General features: G+C 46.5%; 16 protein-coding genes, 3 tRNA genes and 1 pseudogene. 8 read left to right on the top strand and 12 right to left on the bottom strand.

The features are described from left to right. Positions 1 to 64: 64 nt before the first annotated feature. A complete protein-coding gene (htpX, locus tag FTT64_RS07955; RefSeq protein WP_180182263.1) occupies positions 65 to 970 on the top strand; it encodes a protease HtpX in 906 nt (301 codons plus the stop codon). A 94-nt stretch (positions 971 to 1,064) separates the two neighbouring features. On the opposite strand, the gene FTT64_RS07950 is transcribed toward htpX, so the two are convergent. From FTT64_RS07950 to FTT64_RS07940, 3 genes are all read right to left on the bottom strand, one after another. Then, the gene (locus tag FTT64_RS07950) at positions 1,065 to 1,658 is read right to left on the bottom strand and encodes a DUF4112 domain-containing protein (protein ID WP_005176362.1); all 594 of its coding nucleotides are present in this window, start codon (positions 1,656 to 1,658) and stop codon (positions 1,065 to 1,067) included. Between the two features lie 88 nt (positions 1,659 to 1,746). Then, positions 1,747 to 3,084 carry a magnesium transporter gene (gene mgtE, locus FTT64_RS07945; RefSeq protein WP_005176359.1) on the bottom strand — a complete coding sequence of 446 codons (1,338 nt, stop codon included), beginning with the start codon at positions 3,082 to 3,084 and terminating at the stop codon, positions 1,747 to 1,749. Positions 3,085 to 3,201: 117 nt separating this feature from the next. After that, entirely contained in the window at positions 3,202 to 6,294 is a 3,093-nt protein-coding gene (locus tag FTT64_RS07940) for a multidrug efflux RND transporter permease subunit (RefSeq protein ID WP_180182262.1), read from the bottom strand. A gap of 289 nt (positions 6,295 to 6,583) precedes the next feature. Between FTT64_RS07940 and FTT64_RS07935 the strand changes: the two genes are divergently transcribed. Further along, a complete protein-coding gene (locus FTT64_RS07935; protein ID WP_005176354.1) occupies positions 6,584 to 7,723 on the top strand; it encodes a glycerophosphodiester phosphodiesterase in 1,140 nt (379 codons plus the stop codon). A 62-nt stretch (positions 7,724 to 7,785) separates the two neighbouring features. Here FTT64_RS07935 and FTT64_RS07930 read toward each other — a convergent pair whose 3' ends face one another. The 5 genes from FTT64_RS07930 to FTT64_RS07910 form a co-directional block, all read right to left on the bottom strand. Then, positions 7,786 to 8,940 carry a LuxR C-terminal-related transcriptional regulator gene (locus FTT64_RS07930; RefSeq protein WP_180182261.1) on the bottom strand — a complete coding sequence of 385 codons (1,155 nt, stop codon included), beginning with the start codon at positions 8,938 to 8,940 and terminating at the stop codon, positions 7,786 to 7,788. Between the two features lie 202 nt (positions 8,941 to 9,142). Further along, positions 9,143 to 10,777 (bottom strand): chaperonin GroEL, encoded by a 1,635-nt coding sequence (gene groL, locus FTT64_RS07925; RefSeq protein ID WP_127798938.1) that lies wholly within the window; start codon positions 10,775 to 10,777, stop codon positions 9,143 to 9,145. 57 nt (positions 10,778 to 10,834) lie between these two features. Further along, positions 10,835 to 11,125 carry a co-chaperone GroES gene (gene groES, locus FTT64_RS07920; RefSeq protein WP_004810787.1) on the bottom strand — a complete coding sequence of 97 codons (291 nt, stop codon included), beginning with the start codon at positions 11,123 to 11,125 and terminating at the stop codon, positions 10,835 to 10,837. Positions 11,126 to 11,325: 200 nt separating this feature from the next. Further along, positions 11,326 to 12,084 carry a metallophosphoesterase gene (locus tag FTT64_RS07915; protein WP_127798940.1) on the bottom strand — a complete coding sequence of 253 codons (759 nt, stop codon included), beginning with the start codon at positions 12,082 to 12,084 and terminating at the stop codon, positions 11,326 to 11,328. After that, on the bottom strand, positions 12,065 to 13,003 hold the full coding sequence (locus tag FTT64_RS07910; protein WP_180182260.1) for a diacylglycerol kinase family protein: 939 nt from the start codon (positions 13,001 to 13,003) through the stop codon (positions 12,065 to 12,067). Before FTT64_RS07910 ends, FTT64_RS07915 begins: the two co-directional genes overlap by 20 nt. 416 nt (positions 13,004 to 13,419) lie before the next feature. Here FTT64_RS07910 and FTT64_RS07905 point away from each other — a divergent pair, with 416 nt between their 5' ends. Then, the gene (locus FTT64_RS07905; protein ID WP_005176337.1) at positions 13,420 to 15,249 is read left to right on the top strand and encodes a phosphoenolpyruvate carboxykinase (GTP); all 1,830 of its coding nucleotides are present in this window, start codon (positions 13,420 to 13,422) and stop codon (positions 15,247 to 15,249) included. A gap of 175 nt (positions 15,250 to 15,424) precedes the next feature. Beyond that, the gene (locus tag FTT64_RS07900) at positions 15,425 to 15,859 is read left to right on the top strand and encodes a hypothetical protein (RefSeq protein ID WP_168381648.1); all 435 of its coding nucleotides are present in this window, start codon (positions 15,425 to 15,427) and stop codon (positions 15,857 to 15,859) included. A gap of 31 nt (positions 15,860 to 15,890) precedes the next feature. On the opposite strand, the gene FTT64_RS07895 is transcribed toward FTT64_RS07900, so the two are convergent. Then, entirely contained in the window at positions 15,891 to 16,559 is a 669-nt protein-coding gene (locus FTT64_RS07895; RefSeq protein WP_034597408.1) for a methyltransferase, read from the bottom strand. 197 nt (positions 16,560 to 16,756) lie between these two features. After that, a complete protein-coding gene (folD, locus tag FTT64_RS07890) occupies positions 16,757 to 17,605 on the bottom strand; it encodes a bifunctional methylenetetrahydrofolate dehydrogenase/methenyltetrahydrofolate cyclohydrolase FolD (RefSeq protein WP_005176331.1) in 849 nt (282 codons plus the stop codon). A 153-nt stretch (positions 17,606 to 17,758) separates the two neighbouring features. Here folD and FTT64_RS07885 point away from each other — a divergent pair. The 3 genes from FTT64_RS07885 (at position 17,759) to FTT64_RS07875 (ending at position 18,755) form a co-directional block, all read left to right on the top strand. After that, positions 17,759 to 17,832, top strand: a tRNA-Cys gene (locus tag FTT64_RS07885). A 14-nt stretch (positions 17,833 to 17,846) separates the two neighbouring features. Beyond that, positions 17,847 to 17,932 (top strand) — tRNA-Leu (locus FTT64_RS07880). A gap of 91 nt (positions 17,933 to 18,023) precedes the next feature. Then, the gene (locus tag FTT64_RS07875; protein ID WP_180182259.1) at positions 18,024 to 18,755 is read left to right on the top strand and encodes a hypothetical protein; all 732 of its coding nucleotides are present in this window, start codon (positions 18,024 to 18,026) and stop codon (positions 18,753 to 18,755) included. Positions 18,756 to 18,794: 39 nt separating this feature from the next. Here the strand turns inward: FTT64_RS07875 and FTT64_RS07870 are convergent, their stop codons facing one another. Next, positions 18,795 to 20,564 (bottom strand): alkaline phosphatase, encoded by a 1,770-nt coding sequence (locus FTT64_RS07870; RefSeq protein WP_180182258.1) that lies wholly within the window; start codon positions 20,562 to 20,564, stop codon positions 18,795 to 18,797. 199 nt (positions 20,565 to 20,763) lie between these two features. Between FTT64_RS07870 and FTT64_RS07865 the strand changes: the two genes are divergently transcribed. Then, a tRNA-Leu gene (locus FTT64_RS07865) sits at positions 20,764 to 20,849 on the top strand. A gap of 85 nt (positions 20,850 to 20,934) precedes the next feature. Here FTT64_RS07865 and FTT64_RS07860 read toward each other — a convergent pair. After that, positions 20,935 to 21,043 (bottom strand): annotated as a pseudogene (locus tag FTT64_RS07860) (IS5/IS1182 family transposase); the annotation flags it as partial.

Below are 21,043 nucleotides of genomic sequence, written 5' to 3'. Positions count from 1 at the left end.
ACCGCATATTTACTTGCATGATTTATGAATCAGATTACATTTTCATTTTAAGAGGATTTACTCAATGATGCGGATTGGTTTGTTCTTGCTAACCAACCTCGCGGTACTGGTTGTAGCTGGCATTATTTTGTCACTCTTCGGTGTCGGTAGTTACCATGGCGCGGGTGGCTTAAATCTAGGCAACCTGTTGGTCATCTGTTTTGTCTTCGGTATGGTCGGTTCTTTAATTTCCCTGTTCATGTCTAAATGGATGGCGAAAAAAACCACCGGTACAGAGCTGATTGACCCGAATGCCCCACGTAACCAGGCTGAAGCGTGGTTATTAAATGAAGTTGCACAATTGTCGCAACGTGCTGGCATTAAAATGCCAGAAGTGGGTATCTTCCCTTCTTATCAGTCGAATGCCTTTGCAACCGGCTGGAACAAGAATGATGCTTTGGTGGCGGTTTCAACCGGTCTGCTGGAGCGTATGAACAAAGATGAATTACGTGCCGTACTGGCGCACGAAATTGGTCACGTGGCCAATGGTGACATGGTTACGCTGGCGTTAATCCAGGGTGTGGTCAACGCCTTCGTGATGTTCTTTGCCCGTGTTGCCGGTGATTTCATTGATCGTAACGTATTTGGCCGTGAAGATGGCGAAGCGCCAGGCATTGCCTACTTCGTGATTACCATTGTATTAGATATTGTCTTTGGTATTTTGGCGTCTTCAATTGTGATGTGGTTCTCGCGTCAACGTGAATACCGTGCAGATGAAGCAGGTGCACGTTTAGCAGGTAAACAAGCCATGATTTCTGCGTTATTGCGTTTACAAGCAGAGTCTGAGATGCCAGATGCAATGCCAAAAGAAATGAAAGCCTTCGCGATTTCTGCCGGTCAGGAACAAGGGTTTAGTCTGGCAGCGTTATTCCAGACCCACCCGACCATTGAACAGCGTGTGGCAGCATTACAGCAGTTAAACCTGCCTTAATAATAATGCCCAACCGTTAAATAGACAAAAGCCTCCATATGGAGGCTTTTGTTTTTATGTGTGATAGATACTGGTTGGAATGATGACAGCTTACTTAAAGATTTAAACCCTGCATCCACTGCCAGACCCATTGCAGCCCGGCCAAGGTCGCCACCACCAGAATGATCAGGAACAACAGGCCTAATAAATCAGGAAGATGAATCCACAGCCAGGCCACCACAGGATTACGCCAGAATGCCGAATATTGCTGCTTCTGCTCCAGTTTTTCATGCAAGAAAGGATGCACCACATGATGGTCACTCTGGATATCATATTCCTGCCGGATATGATCATGCACAATATCCAGCGCCTTACGGCTAGGGCGAATAAAAATATCAAAAATCGTCCCGGCAATCGGAATAAAGCCCACCACCGCATCCATAACCGCCAGCTTCATGACCGGATTCAGTTTGGCTTGTGGCACGCCGACCTGTTTGGCTTTATAAATTGCATAACAGGTCAGCACAAAACCGGCCAGATCGCCGGCCACCGGAATGGTACTTAAAGCCGCATCAGCGCCCACGCCCTGTTTGGTAAACGGAATCCGCACCACCGAATCCATCATATTGGCAAACTTGGCCAGATCACGCTCCAGGCGAATCACCTCTTGCCGGGAAAGTTTGGGTTTGGTGCTGTGCAGCTCTGTCATGAATCAACCTGATTTTTATCTATTTATGTCATGTTTTTACTATACTCGAGCGCGCTGCTCAAACGTTTTACTGCTTTGTAAATACAGGCTAAAACAACAGCTGTGAGGCAATAAACAGATAAACCACCACCCCGCTGGCATCGCAAATTGAGGTCACCAGAGGTGCCGACGCACTGGCCGGGTCCAGTTTCAGCTTATTGAGAATAAACGGCAGGCTCATGCCAACCAGACAGCCCATCAGCACAATGCCCAGCATACTTAAGGCCAACACCACCGCCACCATCAAATCGCCACGCACATAACCCAGTACCGACACGGCCAGTGCCATGGTGCCACCTAAACAAAGCGCCACCAGACTTTCCCGCCCGAGCAGATAGAACCAGTCACGAAAATGCACATCGCCGGTGGCTAAAGCACGGACCATTAAGGTCGCCGATTGCGCCCCGGCATTCCCGCCACTACCGACCAGCAAGGGCAAGAAGAACACCAGCACAATATGCGCGGCAATAATCTCTTCAAAATGGGCAATCCCAAAACCGGACAGCAAACTGCCAAACACCAGAAATACCAGCCAGAACACGCGCTGGCGATATAAAGATAAAATTGGTGCATTTTTCAGGCTCAGGTTGGGCAAGGATTCAATCGCACCGGATTTTAAAATATCTTCAGTAGTTTCGGCCTCGACAATGTCCATGGCATCATCATAGGTGACAATCCCGACCAGACGCTGCGCCTGATCAACAATCGGCAAGGCCAGAAAATCATAATGCGCCAGCTTCCAGGCAATCTGTTCCTGATCTTCATCGACCTGGCCCATCACCAGATCCGTGGTCATGAGATGCTGCAGCTGTACCTCTGGCGCGGCCTGAATAATCTGCCGCAAGGACACCACACCGAGTAGATGCTGTAGCGCATCGACAATATAAATCAGGTACAGGGTTTCCCGGTCTGCCGCCACCTGACGCAACTGTTCAATCGCCTGCTGGATCGTCAGCTCTGGGGATAAAGTCACAAAATCCGAACTCATGATCGCCCCCGCAGATTCTTCCGGGTAAGCCGCCAGCTGCTGAATTTGCTGACGTTTTTCCGGGGCCAGCTCGGCCAGAATCCACGGCTGTAGCGTCGGACTCAAACCTTTAAACAGGTCGGTCCGGTCATCTGAATGCATGGCACTCATCAGCTGCAACAAATCGGCTGGGTCCAGCTGTTCGGCAATTTGCGCCTGCACAGTTTTTGGCAAAAACTCAAAGATCAGCGCGGCCTGCTCCAGGGTGGGAATCAATCGAACCTGCGCTTGCAGCGACAGCTGTTCAATCCAGACCGCCAAATCGGCCGGATTCATATGCGCAATCAGGGTCTGTACCCGCTCTGGATGCTGCTGCAAAATGGCCTGTTCCAGTGCCTGAAGTTCAAAAGGATTCAGCATAAACTCTCATCATTATTCTTGGTTATTTTTTAAAATGTAAAGTGATTTGCACTGCATCTGCGTGCTGCCGCAGTGTCCCTGAAGCAGCAGCATTTTTCTCTGTATAAACCCGGCGGATCAGGCCTGTTTCAGTTTAAAGATCGAACGCACCAGTACATACATAAAGGGAATAAAGATCAGCACCAGAACCGTACCGAAAATCACCCCACCCAGCACACTCACGCCAATTTCCTGACGGCTGACCGCACCGGCCCCAAAGGCAAATACCAGCGGAATGACCCCGGCCCCAAAGGCCAGCGAGGTCATCAGAATAGGACGTAAACGCAGACTCGCTCCTTCCAGTGCGGCTTCCACGGCGCTGCGCCCCTGCTGCTGCGCCATCGAAGCAAACTCGACAATCAGAATCGCATTTTTACAGGACAGGCCGATGGTGGTCAGCAGTGCAATCTGGAAATAGATATCATTCGGGAACCCGGCCAGGTAGCTGAACAAGATATTACCACCAATACCCAGTGGAATCGCGCTCATCACCGCAGTTGGAATGGTCCAGCTTTCATACAGCGCTGCCAGACACAGGAAGATAAAACCAATTGATACCAGATACAGCAATAAAGCCTGATTGCTGGACTGCTTTTCTTCAAAGGACAAGCCGCTCCAGGCCAGATCAACACCGTCCTGCTGGTCAACCAGCTGCTGAATATCCTGCATGGCCTGACCAGAGCTGGCACCGGCTGCGGTATCGGCTTCCATTTCCAGTGCGGTATAGCCCATAAACCGGTTCACCACTTCTGGTCCGCCGCCCCAGCTCAGGGTAGAGAAATTACCAAACGGCACCATCTGCCCGTTGGCATTACGGACCGACCAGGCCTGCAAATCTTCCGGGGTGGCACGGAACTCGGCATCACCCTGCATAATCACCCGTTTAATCCGGCCACGATCAATAAAGTCATTGATATAACTGCCGCCCCATGCCGCCGACAAGGTGCTGTTAATCGCGCCTTGGCTCAGGCCATTGGCCATGGCCTGTTTCTGATGAATATTGACATTCAGCTCGGCTTTTTCCGGATTGGATTTTTTATCCAGATTGGCAAAGCTGGAATAACGGTCGGCCTGACTGCGCAGGCTCTGGAATTGCTGCTCCAGATAATCACGGCCCTGCCCATTTAAATCTCGCAGCCAAAACTGCAGGCCATCGGTCTGGCCTAAACCGCGCACCGAGGCCGGCATCCCAATCATAATCTGCGCATCTGGATGACGCTGGAAATGCTGCATGGCCCGCTCACGAATTGCCTGCGCAGCATTGTCACTGCCCGGACGATCATCCCAGTGTTTCAGCGCAATAAAGCCCTGCCCCAAGTTCTGACCAGTACCTGAGAAATTACGGCCATAGCGAATCATCACCAGATCAACATTGGCCTGTTCCTGTGCAATAAAATAGGCACGAATCGTTTCCCCAACTTCACGGCTTTTTGACAGGGGCGCGCCTTCTTGCAATTTAAATTGTACCGTGAGCATGCCCTGATCTTCACTTGGAATAAAGCTGGTCGGCAAGGCTCGATAGAACAAGGCAAATACCCCGATTAAAGCCACAAAAATCACCAGACAGATGGTGCGATGTTGCAGGGTCCAGCTTGAAGAACGCAGATAATGCTGTTTCAGATTTTCCAGTTTCTGATTAAACCAGGCGGCCCATCGGGCGGTTTTCTGCTTTGGCTTTAAAATTAAGGCACATAAGGCCGGGGTTAAAATCAGTGCCACCAGCAAAGATAAGGACATCGCGGCCACCAGGGTGATGGAAAACTGACGGTAGATGACCCCGGTCGAGCCACCAAAAAATGCCATCGGAATAAACACCGCGGTCAGTACCAAGGTAATCCCGACCAGTGCCCCGCTAATTTCCTGCATCGACTGGATTGCCGCCTGTTTGGCTGAAAGCTGCTGCTCATGCATCAAACGCTCAACATTTTCTACGACCACAATCGCATCATCGACCAGCAGACCAATCGCCAGTACCAATGCAAAAAGAGTTAAGGTATTGATGGTCATGCCCAGCACATACAGCACTGTCAGGGTACCTAAAATCACCACCGGTACAGTGATGGTCGGAATTAAGGTGGCACGCCAGTTCTGTAAAAACAGGAACATCACGATCACCACCAGAATAATCGCCTCGATAAGGGTTTTGACCACCTCTTTCATCGACTCTTTCACAAACGGCGTGTTATCGCGTGGATAGACAATCTTGTAGCCTTCAGGCAACTGTTTGGAGAGATGATCAATTTCCTGCTGGATTAAAGCCGAGGTCGCCAGTGCATTGGCACCAGAGGCCAGGGAGATGCCCAACGCAGCAGAAGGATAGCCGTTAATAGTATTAAAGGACTGATAATTTTCTGCGCCCAGCTCAACCCGCGCCACATCTTTTAAATAGACAAAACTGCCATCCTGAGCCGACTTTAAAATTACATTTTCAAATTCTTCGACAGTTTTTAAACGTGAACCGGAGGTGACTTTGGCATTTAAATACTGATCGGTTGCGGTGGGTAAATCGCCAATACTGCCGGCTGCCACCTGGGTATTCTGGGCTTCAACAGCGGCCCGAATATCGCTTGGCATTAAGGCATACTGTTTCAGTTTTAAAGGATTCAACCAGATTCGCATGGCATATTGCGAACCGAAGACATCCACCTCACCCACGCCTTCAATACGCGCCAGATCCTGTTCCAGATGGGTCATCATATAATCGGACAGTTCAATATTGGAACTGTGACCAGCGCTGTCATACAACCCGATGACCATATGGGTATCACCCAGAGATTTGAACACATTCACGCCTTGGCGCTGTACATCTTCAGGCAAACGGTTAATGGCGCTGTTAATCGCATTTTGCACCTGTACCTGTGCGGTATCTGGGTCTGTGCCATTTTCAAAACTGATACTGATACGGCTGCGCCCCGAAGAATCACTGCTCGAGCTAAAATACAGCAGATGATCTAGCCCTCGAATCTGCTGCTCCAGCACCTGGGTCACGCTCTCCTCCACTGTTTCTGCCGAAGCTCCAGTATAAGTGGCACTCACGGTAATGCGGGGTGGTGCAATATCTGGATAACGCTCGACCGGCAAACCTAAAATGGAAAAAATACCAAACGCCATGACAATAATGGCCAGGACTCCAGCAAAAATAGGACGTTCAATAAAAAATTTTGACAGCATAGATTTGGTCACATGATGGGGTTGAGCCAAGATTTGGTTGAGCACTTCTGAAGGCGCTTTACCCTAGCAAATTTATATTGATATTCAGTGACTAAAGCCAAAAATACAAGAAAATATTACATAAAGATGTGCTGAACGAAAAATAAGGAGAAAATGTGGAGATAAAAGATTTATCTTGCTCTAGCATCATTTACATTGTCGCTATTTTGCAACCTGTCATGAGAATGCAAGTTTTTCCTTCAACACTACGCATGCGTCAAATAAAATAACAGCATCATCAGAGGACCACATGCTAAGAAAAACACTGATACTGACCAGCATTCTCACTTTAACTGCTTGTAATAGTGATGATCGTGATAATCAAACGCATAATCCCACTCCAACGCCGACACCACCGGCCTATGTTGAACCTGAAATTATTATTGTCGGACATCGAGGCGCTAGCGCCTTGCGTCCTGAACATACCTTGGAGGCTTATCAAAAAGCCATTGAGGATGGTGCAGATTTTATTGAGCCTGATCTGGTTCCAACCAAAGATGGTTATTTGGTTGCTCGTCATGAAAATGAAATTGGCGGTACGACCAATGTCAGTGAACTGCCACAATTTGCAGATCGTAAAACCACCAAAATCATTGATGGAGTCAGCTTAACAGGCTGGTTTACCGAAGACTTCACCTTAAGTGAACTGAAGCAGCTGAAAGCCCGCGAACGTATTCCAGATATTCGCCCACAAAACACTCAATATAATGATCAGTTTTTAGTGCCGACGATAGAAGAAATTATTGAACTGGCTGATCAGCACTATCAAAAAACAGGAAAAATTATTGGGCTGTATATTGAGACTAAACACCCAACCTATTTCCAGGATTTAAATCTGGCCATGGAAGACCGTTTATTGAGTAGCTTGGCGAAATATGAATATTCGCGAAGTATTGCCCCGGTCTATCTACAATCTTTTGAAGTTAAAAATCTGCAATATCTACGCAGTCAGCTAGATCGTTTAAACACCTTGCAACATGCAAAAATCATTCAGCTCTACAGCGGACAGAGTTCTCAGCCTGCTGATGCACTAAAAGCAGGTCTGGGGACTACTTATGGTCAATTGGCCAGTGCAGAAGGACTTAAAACGGTTGCGCAATATGCTGATGGTGTGGGACCAAGTAAAACCTATATCGTCAGTAATCAGGGAGTAATCACCAATTTTGTGAGTCTGGCACATGCACAGGGCCTGAAAGTACATCCTTATACCTTGCGCCCAGAAAATGAATTTTTACCTGATCGCCTCGATTGTAGTCCAAATCCTGCTGAGAAGTGTGAAACAGGGGCGTTGGCCGAGTTTGAAATCTTCTTTAAAGCCGGTGTTGATGGTGTCTTTACAGATGATCCTGGACTAGGACGTCAGGCTGCAGACCTGTTTTTAAAACAGTAAAAATTCTCATATATTAAAAAAGACGCGGCATGCGTCTTTTTTCTACTCTCAAACAAAACAGCCTATACGATATGCTCAAAATTTACGGTAATGCCCATCAGTAAATGAATTAACTCGGCCTGTGAATTACACTGGGTTTTTGCATAAATATTTTTAAAATAGGTTCGAACGGTACTTAAACTGAGCTGACAATATTCAGCGATCTTTTCTAAATCATGCTCATTAATAAATAACTCGCATAACTCAATTTCCCGGTTTGACAAGTGATATTGCTGTTTTAAAAAATCTGCAGCTAAATAATATTTTTGCTCGGTTTCAGTCACAAAAACAGCGATATAGGCCTGTTCTGGTAGTCCTTCAGTATTCTTTAGCTGGCTTAAATTAAAAGGAATAATGGTGAGCATTAATGTCGTCTGATCTGGAGCAGACAAGGCCATAACCCCACCCGGCTCTTTGTTCCATTGACTTAAATTCGAACCTGCCCCCTCAATGAGCTGATCGAGTTTGGCCTGAAAGCCGCGGCCCACTTTTAAATGATTATAACGGTCCAGCTCAATCAGGCTGGAGCGATTAAGAATTGCTTGAGCCTTTTTATTAGAATAGATCAAACAGGACTGCTGATCGAGTAGCAGCACGCCCGTTTTTAAGTGATCTAAAATATGGCCTAAAGCCAGTTTCTGCTGCTTGGCCTGACAAAGCTGCCGATGAATTTGTAGTGCCCGGCGTAAATGCTTACCTATCCGCTTAAGAAATTCATGCTCTTCCGGACTATAAGGCTGAGCATCGGGCGCCCGGTGAATACCCAAGACCGCCCAACGATGTTGCCCCTGATCAAGTAAAACAGCTGCGATATGACAAATCCCGGTCGGTTCCAGACAGCGCTCATAAAAGATATATTCATCTGTGCCTGGCATCTGGCCATAGGACTGCAAGTTTTGTTCAATAGTATCCCCCACCCCGATTTGCTGCCATAACGGCGCATGCAGTTTCATATCAATGACTTTAATCCGTTCGTCCTGATAGGCATCAATACAGGCTTGCGGAATATTATAAGTATGCACAAAGTCATAACTTGGACTCAATTGGTCCAAAGCGGTAAAAATCGCGGTTTTACTGTTGGTGTAGTGCACAATGGCTTCAATTACTTGCGGCCATAAACGCGTATCCATCGCGGCATCATAAATTAACCCAATGATCTGGTGTTCTTGTTCTTTCATCTCTCCCCCAGCTTAATCATTAAGCCCTACCAATTTAATACAAAAGCTCATCATACATTTAATTATTTTTGAACCATTTATCTATTTCTTACTTTTTTATGCATTAAGTTTAGTTTTACTGCATTGTGTTTTTTATTGACCTGCATATAAAAAAATCCCCGCAATTGCGGGGATTTTTATGATCGAATGACCAGCAGATGTATTACATCATGCCGCCCATACCACCCATGCCGCCCATGTCAGGCATTGCTGGTTTTTCTTCTGGGATTTCAGTGATCATGCACTCAGTTGTGAGCATTAAGCCCGCAACAGATGCAGCATGCTCAAGTGCAGAACGGGTTACTTTCGCTGGGTCAAGAATACCCATTTCAAGCATGTCGCCGTATTCACCAGTTGCAGCGTTATAACCGAAGTTACCTTCACCATTTTTCACAGCGTTGATCACAACAGATGGTTCATCACCTGCGTTTGCCACGATTTGACGAAGCGGCGCTTCGATTGCACGGCGCAGGATGTTGATCCCTACGTTTTGGTCATCGTTGGCCCCTGTTACACCGTCAAGTGCTTTGGCAGCACGTACCAGTGCAACACCACCACCAGCAACCACACCTTCTTCAACTGCAGCGCGAGTTGCATGAAGCGCGTCGTCTACGCGGTCTTTTTTCTCTTTCATTTCAACTTCAGTTGCAGCACCGATCTTGATCACTGCTACACCGCCTGCCAATTTAGCAACGCGTTCTTGAAGTTTTTCTTTATCGTATTCAGAAGTCGATTCTTCGATTTGCGCACGGATTTGTTGAACACGCTCAGCGATTTGGCCTGCGTTACCCGCACCATCCACAATCACGGTGTTTTCTTTAGATACAGTTACTTTGTGTGCAGTACCTAAGTGTTCAAGCGTTGTTTGGTCTAACTGCATACCGATTTCTTCAGAAATCACAGTACCGCCAGTCAAGATCGCGATGTCTTGCAGCATTGCTTTACGACGGTCACCGAAACCAGGTGCTTTCACCGCACATACTTTGATGATGCCGCGCATATTGTTCACAACAAGCGTCGCAAGCGCTTCACCTTCAACATCTTCAGCGATAATTAATAGTGGCTTACCTGTTTTTGCAACCGCTTCAAGAACCGTAATCAGTTCACGGATGTTGCTGACTTTCTTGTCTACCAGCAGGATGAAAGGGTTTTCAAGTTCAGCAGTCAATGTATCTTGTTTGTTGGCGAAGTATGGAGAGATATAACCACGGTCAAACTGCATACCCTCTACAACGTCAAGCGCATCTTCAAAGCCTGAACCTTCTTCAACAGTGATTACGCCTTCTTTGCCCACTTTTTCCATTGCTTGTGCAATTAAAGCACCTACAGTGGTGTCAGAGTTTGCAGAGATCGAACCGACTTGTTCAATTGCTTTCGAATCAGATGCAGGTTGTGCAGTTGATTTGATTTCAGCCACTAAAGTTTTCACCGCGATGTCGATACCGCGTTTCAAGTCCATTGGGTTCATACCCGCAGTCACTGACTTGATGCCTTCGTTCAGGATGGCTTGCGCCAATACAGTTGCAGTTGTGGTACCGTCACCTGCAATGTCATTGGTTTTAGAAGACACTTCACGAACCAGTTGCGCACCCATGTTCTCGAACTTGTCTTTTAACGTGATTTCTTTCGCAACAGAAACACCATCTTTAGTGATGTGCGGTGCGCCGAAAGAACGGTCGATCACCACGTTACGGCCTTTAGGACCTAACGTTACTTTCACTGCATCTGCAAGAATGTTGACACCCGCAATCATTTTGCTACGAGCTGAATCACCAAATTTTACGTCTTTAGCTGACATGATTTACTCCAATTTTAAATCTTAACTAAATCTGATAACCATTGAGTTAGTGAGAAATTAGCCTTCTAAAACAGCTAAAATGTCAGACTCTTTCATAATAAGCAGTTCTTCACCGTCTACTTTTACAGTGGTGCCGGCATAGGTACCAAACAATACTTTATCGCCAACTTTCACATCTAATGCACGTACGCCATTGTCTGTGATTTGACCATTACCAACTGCAATGATTTCACCCTGAGCAGGTTTTTCAGCAGCAGAACCTGGCAATAAAATGCCGCCAGCAGTTTTTGTTTCTTCTTCGACACGACGAATTACTACACGGTCATGTAATGGACGAATGTTGCTCATAAATAACTCCATCAGACTAAGTCTTCGTTAGATAACTGATGACGACTTATTTATTCCTTTGGTCATCATCAAAATGAATTTTAGATGTCACTTTTGTGGGGATGGAAAAAAACGCTTCAAGGGGAAAAATGAAAAAAAATCTGTTTTTTGTCTTTTTTTTCGCCAGCCATCAGACCACTGTCGCTTTATTCCCCATATTTCTAATACGGTTCAAATTTTTGTGTGCGTTCATTAAAAAAATAGGCCTGAATTTCACCGCTGTCATGAATCACATTAAAGCTGTTATTAAAACGATGATGCAGACGATAAGACAGCGCCGTGCCGGCATGAATATCCAGCACCGGATGACTGGCCTGCAAATGATAAATCTGGTTTAAATCATAGACTGCGGACTGATGCAGATGACCATGCAACAGCCCGAACAGGCCATGCTGACTCCAGCTTTCCAGCGCCATTTTGCCAAGCATTGGACAGTCTTTTACCCCATGCGGATCATCCGGCGGGGTATAAAACGGTTGATGCGCAGCAATCAGCTTGATTTTATGCGCCGGCGCCGCGGCCAGAATCTGATCGACCAGCTGGATTTGCGCCAGCGAAATATGCCCGCGGGTATGGTAACGCCGCCGGATACTGTTTAAACCAATCAGAAAAAAATGCTCGGTTTCCAGCACAGTTTCCATCTTGCCAAAAAACAGCTGATAACGCGCAAATGGATTGACAAAACGGGTCCATAAATCAAACAGCGGAATATCATGATTGCCCGGCACCACCAGATACGGCCGCTCCAGGCTGTCGAGAAACTGCTTACAGTCATAAAACTGTTTAAAACGCGCACGCTGGGTTAAATCACCACTGACCACTATCGCTTCAGCCTGATGCTCCAGGCAAAATTGCCGGATGGCTGCCATGCAGACCGGCTTTTCGGTGCCAAAATGCAAGTCAGACAGATGCAGAATCATAAGGCACCATCATATTTAAGGCATTTTTTTCCACTGTGACTTTTAGCGGTGGTCGCATCCGGACAATTTCACCATCAATGGCCACCTGCATGGTTTTTAGTTGTGCATGAATCACCACCTGATCTGCAGCAAAAGTATATACATCGGGCGCTTGTTCAATTTCCCCTTTCACCAGCTGCCATAAAATTTTAAACAAGGTCAACTTATCGCTTTTCGCCACCACAATGCCAGCCACCTTGCCCTGTGCCACCGCTGCAGCAATACGCAAATTCATCTCCGACAATTGCAGCTGGTTATTGCCAAAAAATACCAACGGAGTTTTCACCGGAAACAGCTGGCCATCCACTTCAACTTTTAATTTCAGTTCCTTGCGATGACGAATCAGCACATCCAGACCGGAGGTATAGGCATGTAAAGGAAAGCGACCCAGATAGCGGTTATACAGCTCCCGTTTCTGGATAAATAAAGGATATAGCCCCAAGCTGGCATTGTTTAAATAGATGTGTTCATTGATCCGCGCGATATGTGCCTTGCGTGGCCGGCCGGTTGCAATCACATGCGCTGCCTGAATAATATCCACCGGAATATCAAATACGCGGGCCACATAGTTAAAGGTACCTAAAGGTAAAATGCCCATGGGAATATCGGTATGAATTAGTTTGGCCGCCACAGCATTCAAGGTGCCATCGCCCCCTGCGGCCACCACCACGCCATAATTGTCCGGGTCCTGATGACGTAAAAATACCTGCGCCATTAATTCATCAAAACTGGCATACTGTTCAATATCAAAGGACTGGATTTCAAAACCGTATTGGGAAAAAATCTGGATCAGCTCTTCATACACCTCGGTTTTATGGGTCGCATGAAAGCCTGATTTTTTGTTATATACAATAGACAATGGCTTGAATTGTTCAGACATTTTGTCCACATCTTTAAAGCATTTGTTCTAATTTCAGCCAATTAAGTGGAAATTTAAAGCACCTTTATGTAAAAATCGAATTATCACCATTTATTTAATCAATAATGATTCTCAGAAAAAATTTAGATATAAATTATTGTTTTAAAAGGAAATAAGTAAATTAAATAATATACATAAATATAAAAAATAAATAAGACCACCTTTTATTTAAACATTATCTTTTTGTTTTTTATAAACTTATTATTTAGATTGCATTAACTACCAAAATAATTCCTTTAGTCCTTTAGTCTTATTTTTTTCGTCATTTTGTGCTTTAATACAGCCACTTTTTTTTCATATTTCATCTGAGCGGTTCATTTCGTCTCTCAGATTGTACTTTGTACAACAGTTTGTACACATTTTAGATAGGCCTCACCATGACCCAAGTGAACGCACCAGAATTCGTTCGTCACCCTAAGCTTATTGCTTGGGTGGAAGAGATTGCTAAATTAACAAAACCAGCAAAAATTGAATGGTGTGACGGTAGCGCAGAAGAATATCAACGTTATATCGACTTGATGATCGCTAACGGCACAATGCAAGCGCTTAACCAAGAAACTCACCCTGGTTCTTATCTTGCAAACTCTGATCCTTCTGACGTAGCTCGTGTTGAAGACCGTACTTACATCTGCTCTGAAAACCAGGAAGATGCCGGTGCGACCAACAACTGGGAAGCGCCTGCAGTAATGCGCGAAAAATTGAACGGTTTATTTGACGGTTCAATGGCAGGTCGTACGCTGTATGTGGTTCCATTCTCAATGGGTCCACTCGGTTCACACATTGCACACATCGGGATCGAGTTAACTGACTCTCCTTATGTTGCAGTCAGCATGTCTAAAATGGCTCGTATGGGTAAAGCTGTTTATGACGTATTAGGTACAGATGGCGAATTCGTTCCATGTGTACACACTGTAGGCGCTCCGCTTGCCGAAGGTGAAAAAGATGTTGCATGGCCTTGCAACAAAGAAAAATACATCGTGCACTATCCAGAAACACGTGAAATCTGGTCTTACGGTTCAGGTTACGGCGGTAACGCATTGTTAGGTAAAAAATGCCTGGCATTACGTATTGCATCGTTCATGGGTCGTCAACAAGGCTGGTTAGCTGAACACATGCTAATTCTTGGCGTAACCAATCCTCAAGGCGAAAAACACTACATCGCAGCGGCATTCCCATCTGCATGTGGTAAAACCAACTTCGCGATGCTGATTCCACCAGCAGGTTATGAAGGCTGGAAGATTGAAACTGTAGGTGACGATATTGCCTGGATCAAACCAGGTGAAGATGGTCGCCTATACGCAATCAACCCTGAAGCTGGTTTCTTCGGTGTAGCACCTGGTACAAACACCAAAACTAACCCGAACTGTATGGCGACGCTGCACAAAGACGTGATCTATACCAACGTTGCTGTAACAGACAACGGCGAAGTATGGTGGGAAGGTCTTTCTAAAGAAGCACCTGCCAACCTGACCAACTGGAAAGGTCAACCACACACTGGTGAAGAAAAAGCAGCGCATCCAAACGCGCGTTTCACCGTATCTGCAGGTCAATGTCCTTCAATTGATGCTGACTGGGAAAATCCAGCAGGTGTTCCAATCTCTGCATTCATCTTTGGTGGTCGCCGTGCAGACACAGTGCCTCTAATTTCAGAAGCATTTGACTGGGTTGATGGCGTGTATAAAGCGGCAACCATGGGTTCTGAAACCACTGCTGCTGCGGTTGGTCAACAAGGTATCGTTCGTCGTGACCCATTCGCAATGCTGCCATTCGCGGGTTACAACATGGCGGACTACTTCTCTCACTGGTTAGAAATGGGTGAGAAAGTGGGTGCGAAAGCTGAAGCTGCAGGTAACAAACTGCCTGGTATCTACAACGTGAACTGGTTCCGTCGTGATGCTGAAGGCAACTTCGTATGGCCTGGTTTCGGTCAAAACATGCGTGTACTTGAGTGGATCATTGACCGTTGTGAAGGTCGTGCAGATGCTGTAGACACTCCAATTGGCCGCGTTCCAACTTACGAACAGCTGAACTGGACTGGTTTAGATTTCTCTAAAGAGCAATTTGAAACTGTGACAGCACAAGACAAAGATCAATGGATCAAAGAACTGGAAAGCCACACTGAGTTATTCAATAAACTGGGTGAGCGTTTACCAGAAGCATTGAAAAAACGTCAAGCCGAGCTTTTAGAAGCGGTTAAATCTGCTTAATTGCTGATTAACATGAAAGAGGTCGCGAAAGCGGCCTTTTTTATTGCCTGCCTATACACGCTACATTTTACCGGCAATAAATTTCAACACATCATTGAGGAAAGCAGTCGTCCCCAGGTCAGGCTTTTATGGCATACTTGAAAGTATAAATTAGAGATCATGAGCCATAATAGCAATGCACAATACTTATAAACTTTTAGGACTTGCCTGTACGGTTACCCTGCTCACTGCCTGCCAGAGTGGGCCACGCGAATTTAATGGCAATGTCGGTTATCAGATCGAAAGCCGCACTGACAGCACAGCCACCCTGGCTTACACCCTTGCAACACGCAACAATCAGCAATTAGATGAACAGCGCCTACAACGTGCCTGCCAGAAAGTGCTGGCCAGCAATAAAGTCTTTAAATTAAATATTCTCAGCGTCAATGAAATTGCCAACCCGGCGGCCGGTAATAATCTTACTGCTCCAGGACGTCAAATTGGCGATACCCGTGCCACCTTCAGCCTGTCGAATACCCCTGGCCTGCACAGCAGTGAAAATCCGGCCACACGTGATGCCCTCACTGCCCGCCCAAGCACTTTAACTGTGGTGCGCTATACCTGCTCTTAAGCTTCTGCAAGCCAATAAAAAAAGACGCTGTTTACAGCGTCTTATAAAAACTGACATTACGAAATTCGGGCGACTCATCTAAATCGGGCCAAGTGGTGGCACTACGCTCATCCAGCTTTTCATATTTGGGATGGCTAAAGTTTTTCACTCGGCTGTCCGCCACCCACACTTCTGGGGCAAATTTTAAAAACTCATCCAGGAAAAAACGGTTGCATTGATCGTATAGCACATCCGCTGCGAGTAGTACATCAACCTGCTCGGCTTTGTAGAGATCATCCAGATATTCCAGCTCGACGCCATTAAGTTCGGCATTGGCCCGACAGGCATCCAGACTGACCTGATCAATATCACAGCAGATCACCCGCTTGGCACCTGCCATTTTGGCAGCAATCGCCACCACACCTGAACCTGCGCCAAAATCCAGCACCACTTTATTTTTCACATGATGTGGTTCAGCCAGCAACCACTGCGCCATGGCCAATCCTGAGGCCCAGCAGAAAATCCAGTACGGCGTATCATTCCAGATCCGGCGGATGACTTCATCATCGAGTTTATCGGTGGGAAAAACCGGCGGAATCAACCAAAGTGAAATCGGTGTTTCAGGCAATTGCTGTGCCTGCAGTTCACAATGTGGAATCACATCATGCAAAGCACTTAATAGATGTTCAGGGGCTTTAGGAAATTGAAAGGTGCAGCTCATTGGTTTTTTATTCTTTATGTATTTCAGCAAAAATCTGATGTTAGAGGTTTTACCCTCATCCCAACCTTCTCCCTGAGCCGTATACGGCGCAAGAGAAGGAGTATCCATTATTTTTACAATGAATTTTCCCTCTCCTGAGCAAGATTTAAAGCACTGCTTTTAAATCTAGCGCAAGTGGAGGGTTAGGGAGGATTTGATTAACCCAAAGCCTTCTCAGCCGCTTCTACGGTTTGACGAATCAAGGTTGTAATCGTCATCGGACCAACACCACCTGGCACTGGTGTGTAAGCAGAAGCGATGTCTTCGATACCAACGAGTTGGATATCACCAACACCACCGCCTTCACGTGGGTGGAAGCCCGCATCAACGACCACTGCACCTGGCTTAATCCAGTCTTTCTGAATCAGTTCAGCTTTACCAACTGCGCCCACAATAATGTCTGCCTGCTTCACGAATTCAGCCAGGTTTTGTGTGCGTGAGTGACAGGTGGTTACAGTTGCATTGGCTTCTAGCAGCATCGCCGACATTGGTTTACCCAGAATAGCCGAACGACCAACCACCACTGCATGTTTACCCGCGATTTCGATGTTGTTTTCTTTCAGAATAGTCATGATGCCCGCTGGTGTTGCCGAACCATAGGCCGCTTCACCCATCGCCATACGACCATAACCCAAACAAGTCACACCATCGACATCTTTTTCAAGTGAAATGGCATCGAAGCAGGCACGCTCATCAATTTGTGCCGGTACCGGATGCTGTAACAGGATACCGTGTACATCAGGATTGGCATTGAGTTTTTCAATTTCAGCCAGTAACTGCTCAGTGGTGGTTTCCTGTGGAAGCTCGATTTTTAAAGAGTCCATACCGACACGGCGGCAGGCATTCCCTTTCATACGTACATAAGTTGCAGATGCACCGTCGTCACCTACCAAAATAGTCGCCAGAATTGGGGTACGACCTGTTTTCGCCTTTAATGCTTCTACGCGTGTTAACAAGTCAGCTTCAATTTGCTTTGCTAATGCACGACCATCCAAAACTAATGCCACGGCACATCTCCAAATGTTGATAGGAATCAATTTTGCAAATAATACATGATAATTTAGGCAATTTTCTTTCATATGCCGAATTTATGTGCATATGCGCGATTTATAGTATTGTTTTTTTCCCAGAGCTTGCTAATATGTGCATCACCAAGACGTGGCGGGGTGGCAGAGTGGTCATGCAGCGGACTGCAACTCCGTGGACGCCGGTTCGATTCCGACCTCCGCCTCCAATCTTGGTAAAAATGCCCGAGTGGTGAAATCGGTAGACACAGGGGATTTAAAATCCCCCGCCCTCAAAGCGTGCCAGTTCGAGTCTGGCCTCGGGCACCATTTTAACAGATCTTAAAATGGTGCAGTAAAGAATCCAGCGTCAAGCTGGTTTTTTTATGCCTGCAATTTAGCTTCTGCGTTGACCCTGTCCATGACCCCACAACAGCCCCTGCTTTTTCTACAACAGCTACAACAACACCATCCGGCTGCATTTAAACGCAATTTTCTGCTGTATGGCGCAATAAAAATCAAAGGCATGCTGGATGAGTGGAAAGAAATCCTCCCCTGGGTGCTGGCCCTGCTGATTTTTATTCCGCTGTCGATGGTCCTTGCAGATGTGATTCAGCAGCACTTGCCACAGTTTGATGCCGCACAAAGCAAAAGTATGGCAATTTTAGCGCTCATGTTGCTGTTGATGCTCACGACACCCTATGTGATTTACCAACTCAAACACAGTGCAGCGGCCTTATATCGCATGCTCCGCCATACCCCAATCAAACTGGCGATCGTGATTTTAGTGCAGGCACTGAATGTCTATTACTGGCAAAGCGTGCTATTGCAAGGGATACTGTTCTTTTTTGCCCTGAGTTTTGGCTTTGTACGTTTTTATAAAGAAAACCTGTTTCGTCATGAGGCTACACCAGAACAGCAATACTGTTTGCAGCAGATTCGCCGTGCAGCGTACTGGTCATATCGTCAGCTTCGTAATACCCACCTAAAAATGTACTTTTATCCCAAAAGTTCGGCACGCTATGCAGACCTGGCGGTACAGCGGATGAAATATGCCAATCTGCATCAGCAAATCATGCAGTTTGAACACAAGTTTGCGCAGCAGATTAAATTTATTGATCTGGACAGTTATCTCAACGAAATCAGCCAATAAAAAAACCGGGACAATCCCGGTTTTTTATAGAAACAGGGTTTAAGCACTGGCCGGCAGGTCTTTAATTTCCACCAGAGCCGGCGTGTATTGCAGACGGTGATAACGCGCATCATCCAGTTGATAATCTGCTGCTTTGACCGTGTTCACGAATTTCCACTCGGCCAGCATCTCATCTGCCGTAAAGCTGACGGTCAGATAACCTCGCTGATTCAGGTTGCAATAACTCAGCTCATCAATCAGGGTATTAAAGGCAAATTCAAATTCGTATAGCTTGGCCGCCGGAATCTGCAGATATTTTTCCATCCCCGGAGAGGACACCGAACTGGTGGCCAGCTCCACCCCGACAAAGTTCTGCTGGGCATCATACAGCTGTGCAGACCAGGCATTATGAGTATCGCCCGCCAGCACCACCACTTTTTTACCCAGTTGACCCAATACGCTATACAGTGCTTCACGCTCGTAAGCATAGCCATCCCAAGCATCCAGATTATACGGCACCACGGTCAAAATACGGGCCTTATCCTGTGCGGTTAAAGTGGGATCGCCCTGTAAATAACGGCTTTTCAATGTGACCAGCTCTACCAGCATCCGCTCGACATTGGCCAAGGTCTCTACGGTTGCATGACCACTGGTGATTTGCCCGAGCACCTGCAAGATTTCCGCCGGAATCAGCATTTTCGCCATCAGCACCTGTTGCCCCAGCACATTCCAGGTGGCTTGAGATTGAGTCAGCTGCTGGGCCAGCCAGGCAAACTGAGTACGTCCAAGCAAGGTACGGTTAGTGTCAGTTAAATCTGCGCTAAATCGGGCGGCATCCAGACCGGTCGCGGTTAAATAATGGGCATAATCCAGCTGCTTGTGACGTGCTAGTACCCGCGTATCCAGCATATTCAACTGCACCAGCTGACCGAAATTGAACTGGCGGTAAATATTCAGATGGTCATTTTCAGAGACCGGACGAATTGGCATCCACTCAAAATAGGCCTGCAATGCAGCCAACTTGCGTGCAAAGAAATCACCTTCGTTGTCCTGATGATTCTCCGCCCCTTCCATCCAGGTGTCATTGGTTAGCTCGTGGTCATCCCAGATTACAATAAACGGATGGCGCTGATGCACCGCCTGTAAGTCGGTATCCCCACGATATAAGGCATAACGCTTGCGATAATCATCTAAACGGATAATTTCCTGATTGTTATCTGCGGCCAAGGTACGTCCCAGTTTTTCCGCATCTTCAGTGGCATAACCATCGGCGCCATATTCATAAATATAATCACCCAGATGGATGACCACATCCAGATTTTCCTTGGCCATTTCCTTATAGACATGGAAATAACCGGCCGGATAGTTGGAGCAGGAACAGACCGCAAACTTTACAGCAGCAGTATCAAGCGGCAAGGTTTTGGTCTGGCCCACCAGTGAGCTTTGCGCGCCATAGCGGAAACGGTAGAAATAGGTCTGATTGGCTTCTAAACCGTCTGCATCAACTTTGACGGTAAAGTCCTGCGCCTGTGTGGTTAGCACTTTGCCCGTATTTACAATGTGCTGAAACGCCTGATCGGTCGCGATTTCCCACTGTACTTCCAGACGCATAGCCGTATCTTCGGGGCTAAGACGGGTCCATAGAATCACCCGGTCTGCCAATGGGTCACCACTGGCCACGCCATGTAAAAATTGTATTTGTGGCGCATCAGGAGATGGATGCTCTGGATCATCATCGCCACAGGCAGTTAAGCTGAGTGGCAAAGACAGTGCCCCAAAACCAGCAATGGTTTTTTGAATCAGTTCACGACGGTTCATGTGCGTTGTCATACGGTTTTCCTGTTGTTTTTATTTGATCTACCTTAGAAAACCGAGGTTTAGCTTTGATCTCATTTTGATGAAAAAATGATGACAGTCGACATCCAGCCTGCTTCGAGTTTAGGCTAATACAATGATTTGCTTGAAAAGAAAGCAATTGTAAGCAAATTTACTTGCCAAGTTTTCCATCCTCCTCTATTATTGCGCACATGCCCGAGTGGTGAAATCGGTAGACACAGGGGATTTAAAATCCCCCGCCCTCAAAGCGTGCCAGTTCGAGTCTGGCCTCGGGCACCATTTTAATAGATCTTAAAATGGTGCAATAAATTACCCAGCGTCAAGCTGGTTTTTTTATGCCCGAAATTTAGGGTCTGTTGACATTTCATAATGGTAGCCAAATAAAGATACAAGCTAAGGCAACAGAATTTTCATAGCTTTGCTTTAGCTTGTCATAGCGTGTGGCAATTCCTCTAAATTGCTTTAATCTAGCA

Source organism: Acinetobacter sp. Q186-3 (assembly GCF_013420655.1).
Lineage (GTDB): Bacteria > Pseudomonadota > Gammaproteobacteria > Pseudomonadales > Moraxellaceae > Acinetobacter > Acinetobacter indicus.
Note: the sequence above shows the minus strand (reverse complement) of the source record. Positions and strands in the feature narration are given on the sequence as shown.

Excerpts from the sequence above, each read along its gene's own strand:
- htpX (WP_180182263.1), top strand. The coding sequence starts at position 65 with ATGATGCGGATTGGTTTGTTCTTGCTAACCAACCTCGCGGTACTGGTT.
- FTT64_RS07950 (WP_005176362.1), bottom strand. The coding sequence starts at position 1,658 with ATGACAGAGCTGCACAGCACCAAACCCAAACTTTCCCGGCAAGAGGTG.
- mgtE (WP_005176359.1), bottom strand. The coding sequence starts at position 3,084 with ATGCTGAATCCTTTTGAACTTCAGGCACTGGAACAGGCCATTTTGCAG.
- FTT64_RS07940 (WP_180182262.1), bottom strand. The coding sequence starts at position 6,294 with ATGCTGTCAAAATTTTTTATTGAACGTCCTATTTTTGCTGGAGTCCTG.
- FTT64_RS07935 (WP_005176354.1), top strand. The coding sequence starts at position 6,584 with ATGCTAAGAAAAACACTGATACTGACCAGCATTCTCACTTTAACTGCT.
- FTT64_RS07930 (WP_180182261.1), bottom strand. The coding sequence starts at position 8,940 with ATGAAAGAACAAGAACACCAGATCATTGGGTTAATTTATGATGCCGCG.
- groL (WP_127798938.1), bottom strand. The coding sequence starts at position 10,777 with ATGTCAGCTAAAGACGTAAAATTTGGTGATTCAGCTCGTAGCAAAATG.
- groES (WP_004810787.1), bottom strand. The coding sequence starts at position 11,125 with ATGAGCAACATTCGTCCATTACATGACCGTGTAGTAATTCGTCGTGTC.
- FTT64_RS07915 (WP_127798940.1), bottom strand. The coding sequence starts at position 12,084 with ATGATTCTGCATCTGTCTGACTTGCATTTTGGCACCGAAAAGCCGGTC.
- FTT64_RS07910 (WP_180182260.1), bottom strand. The coding sequence starts at position 13,003 with ATGTCTGAACAATTCAAGCCATTGTCTATTGTATATAACAAAAAATCA.
- FTT64_RS07905 (WP_005176337.1), top strand. The coding sequence starts at position 13,420 with ATGACCCAAGTGAACGCACCAGAATTCGTTCGTCACCCTAAGCTTATT.
- FTT64_RS07900 (WP_168381648.1), top strand. The coding sequence starts at position 15,425 with ATGCACAATACTTATAAACTTTTAGGACTTGCCTGTACGGTTACCCTG.
- FTT64_RS07895 (WP_034597408.1), bottom strand. The coding sequence starts at position 16,559 with ATGAGCTGCACCTTTCAATTTCCTAAAGCCCCTGAACATCTATTAAGT.
- FTT64_RS07875 (WP_180182259.1), top strand. The coding sequence starts at position 18,024 with ATGACCCCACAACAGCCCCTGCTTTTTCTACAACAGCTACAACAACAC.
- FTT64_RS07870 (WP_180182258.1), bottom strand. The coding sequence starts at position 20,564 with ATGACAACGCACATGAACCGTCGTGAACTGATTCAAAAAACCATTGCT.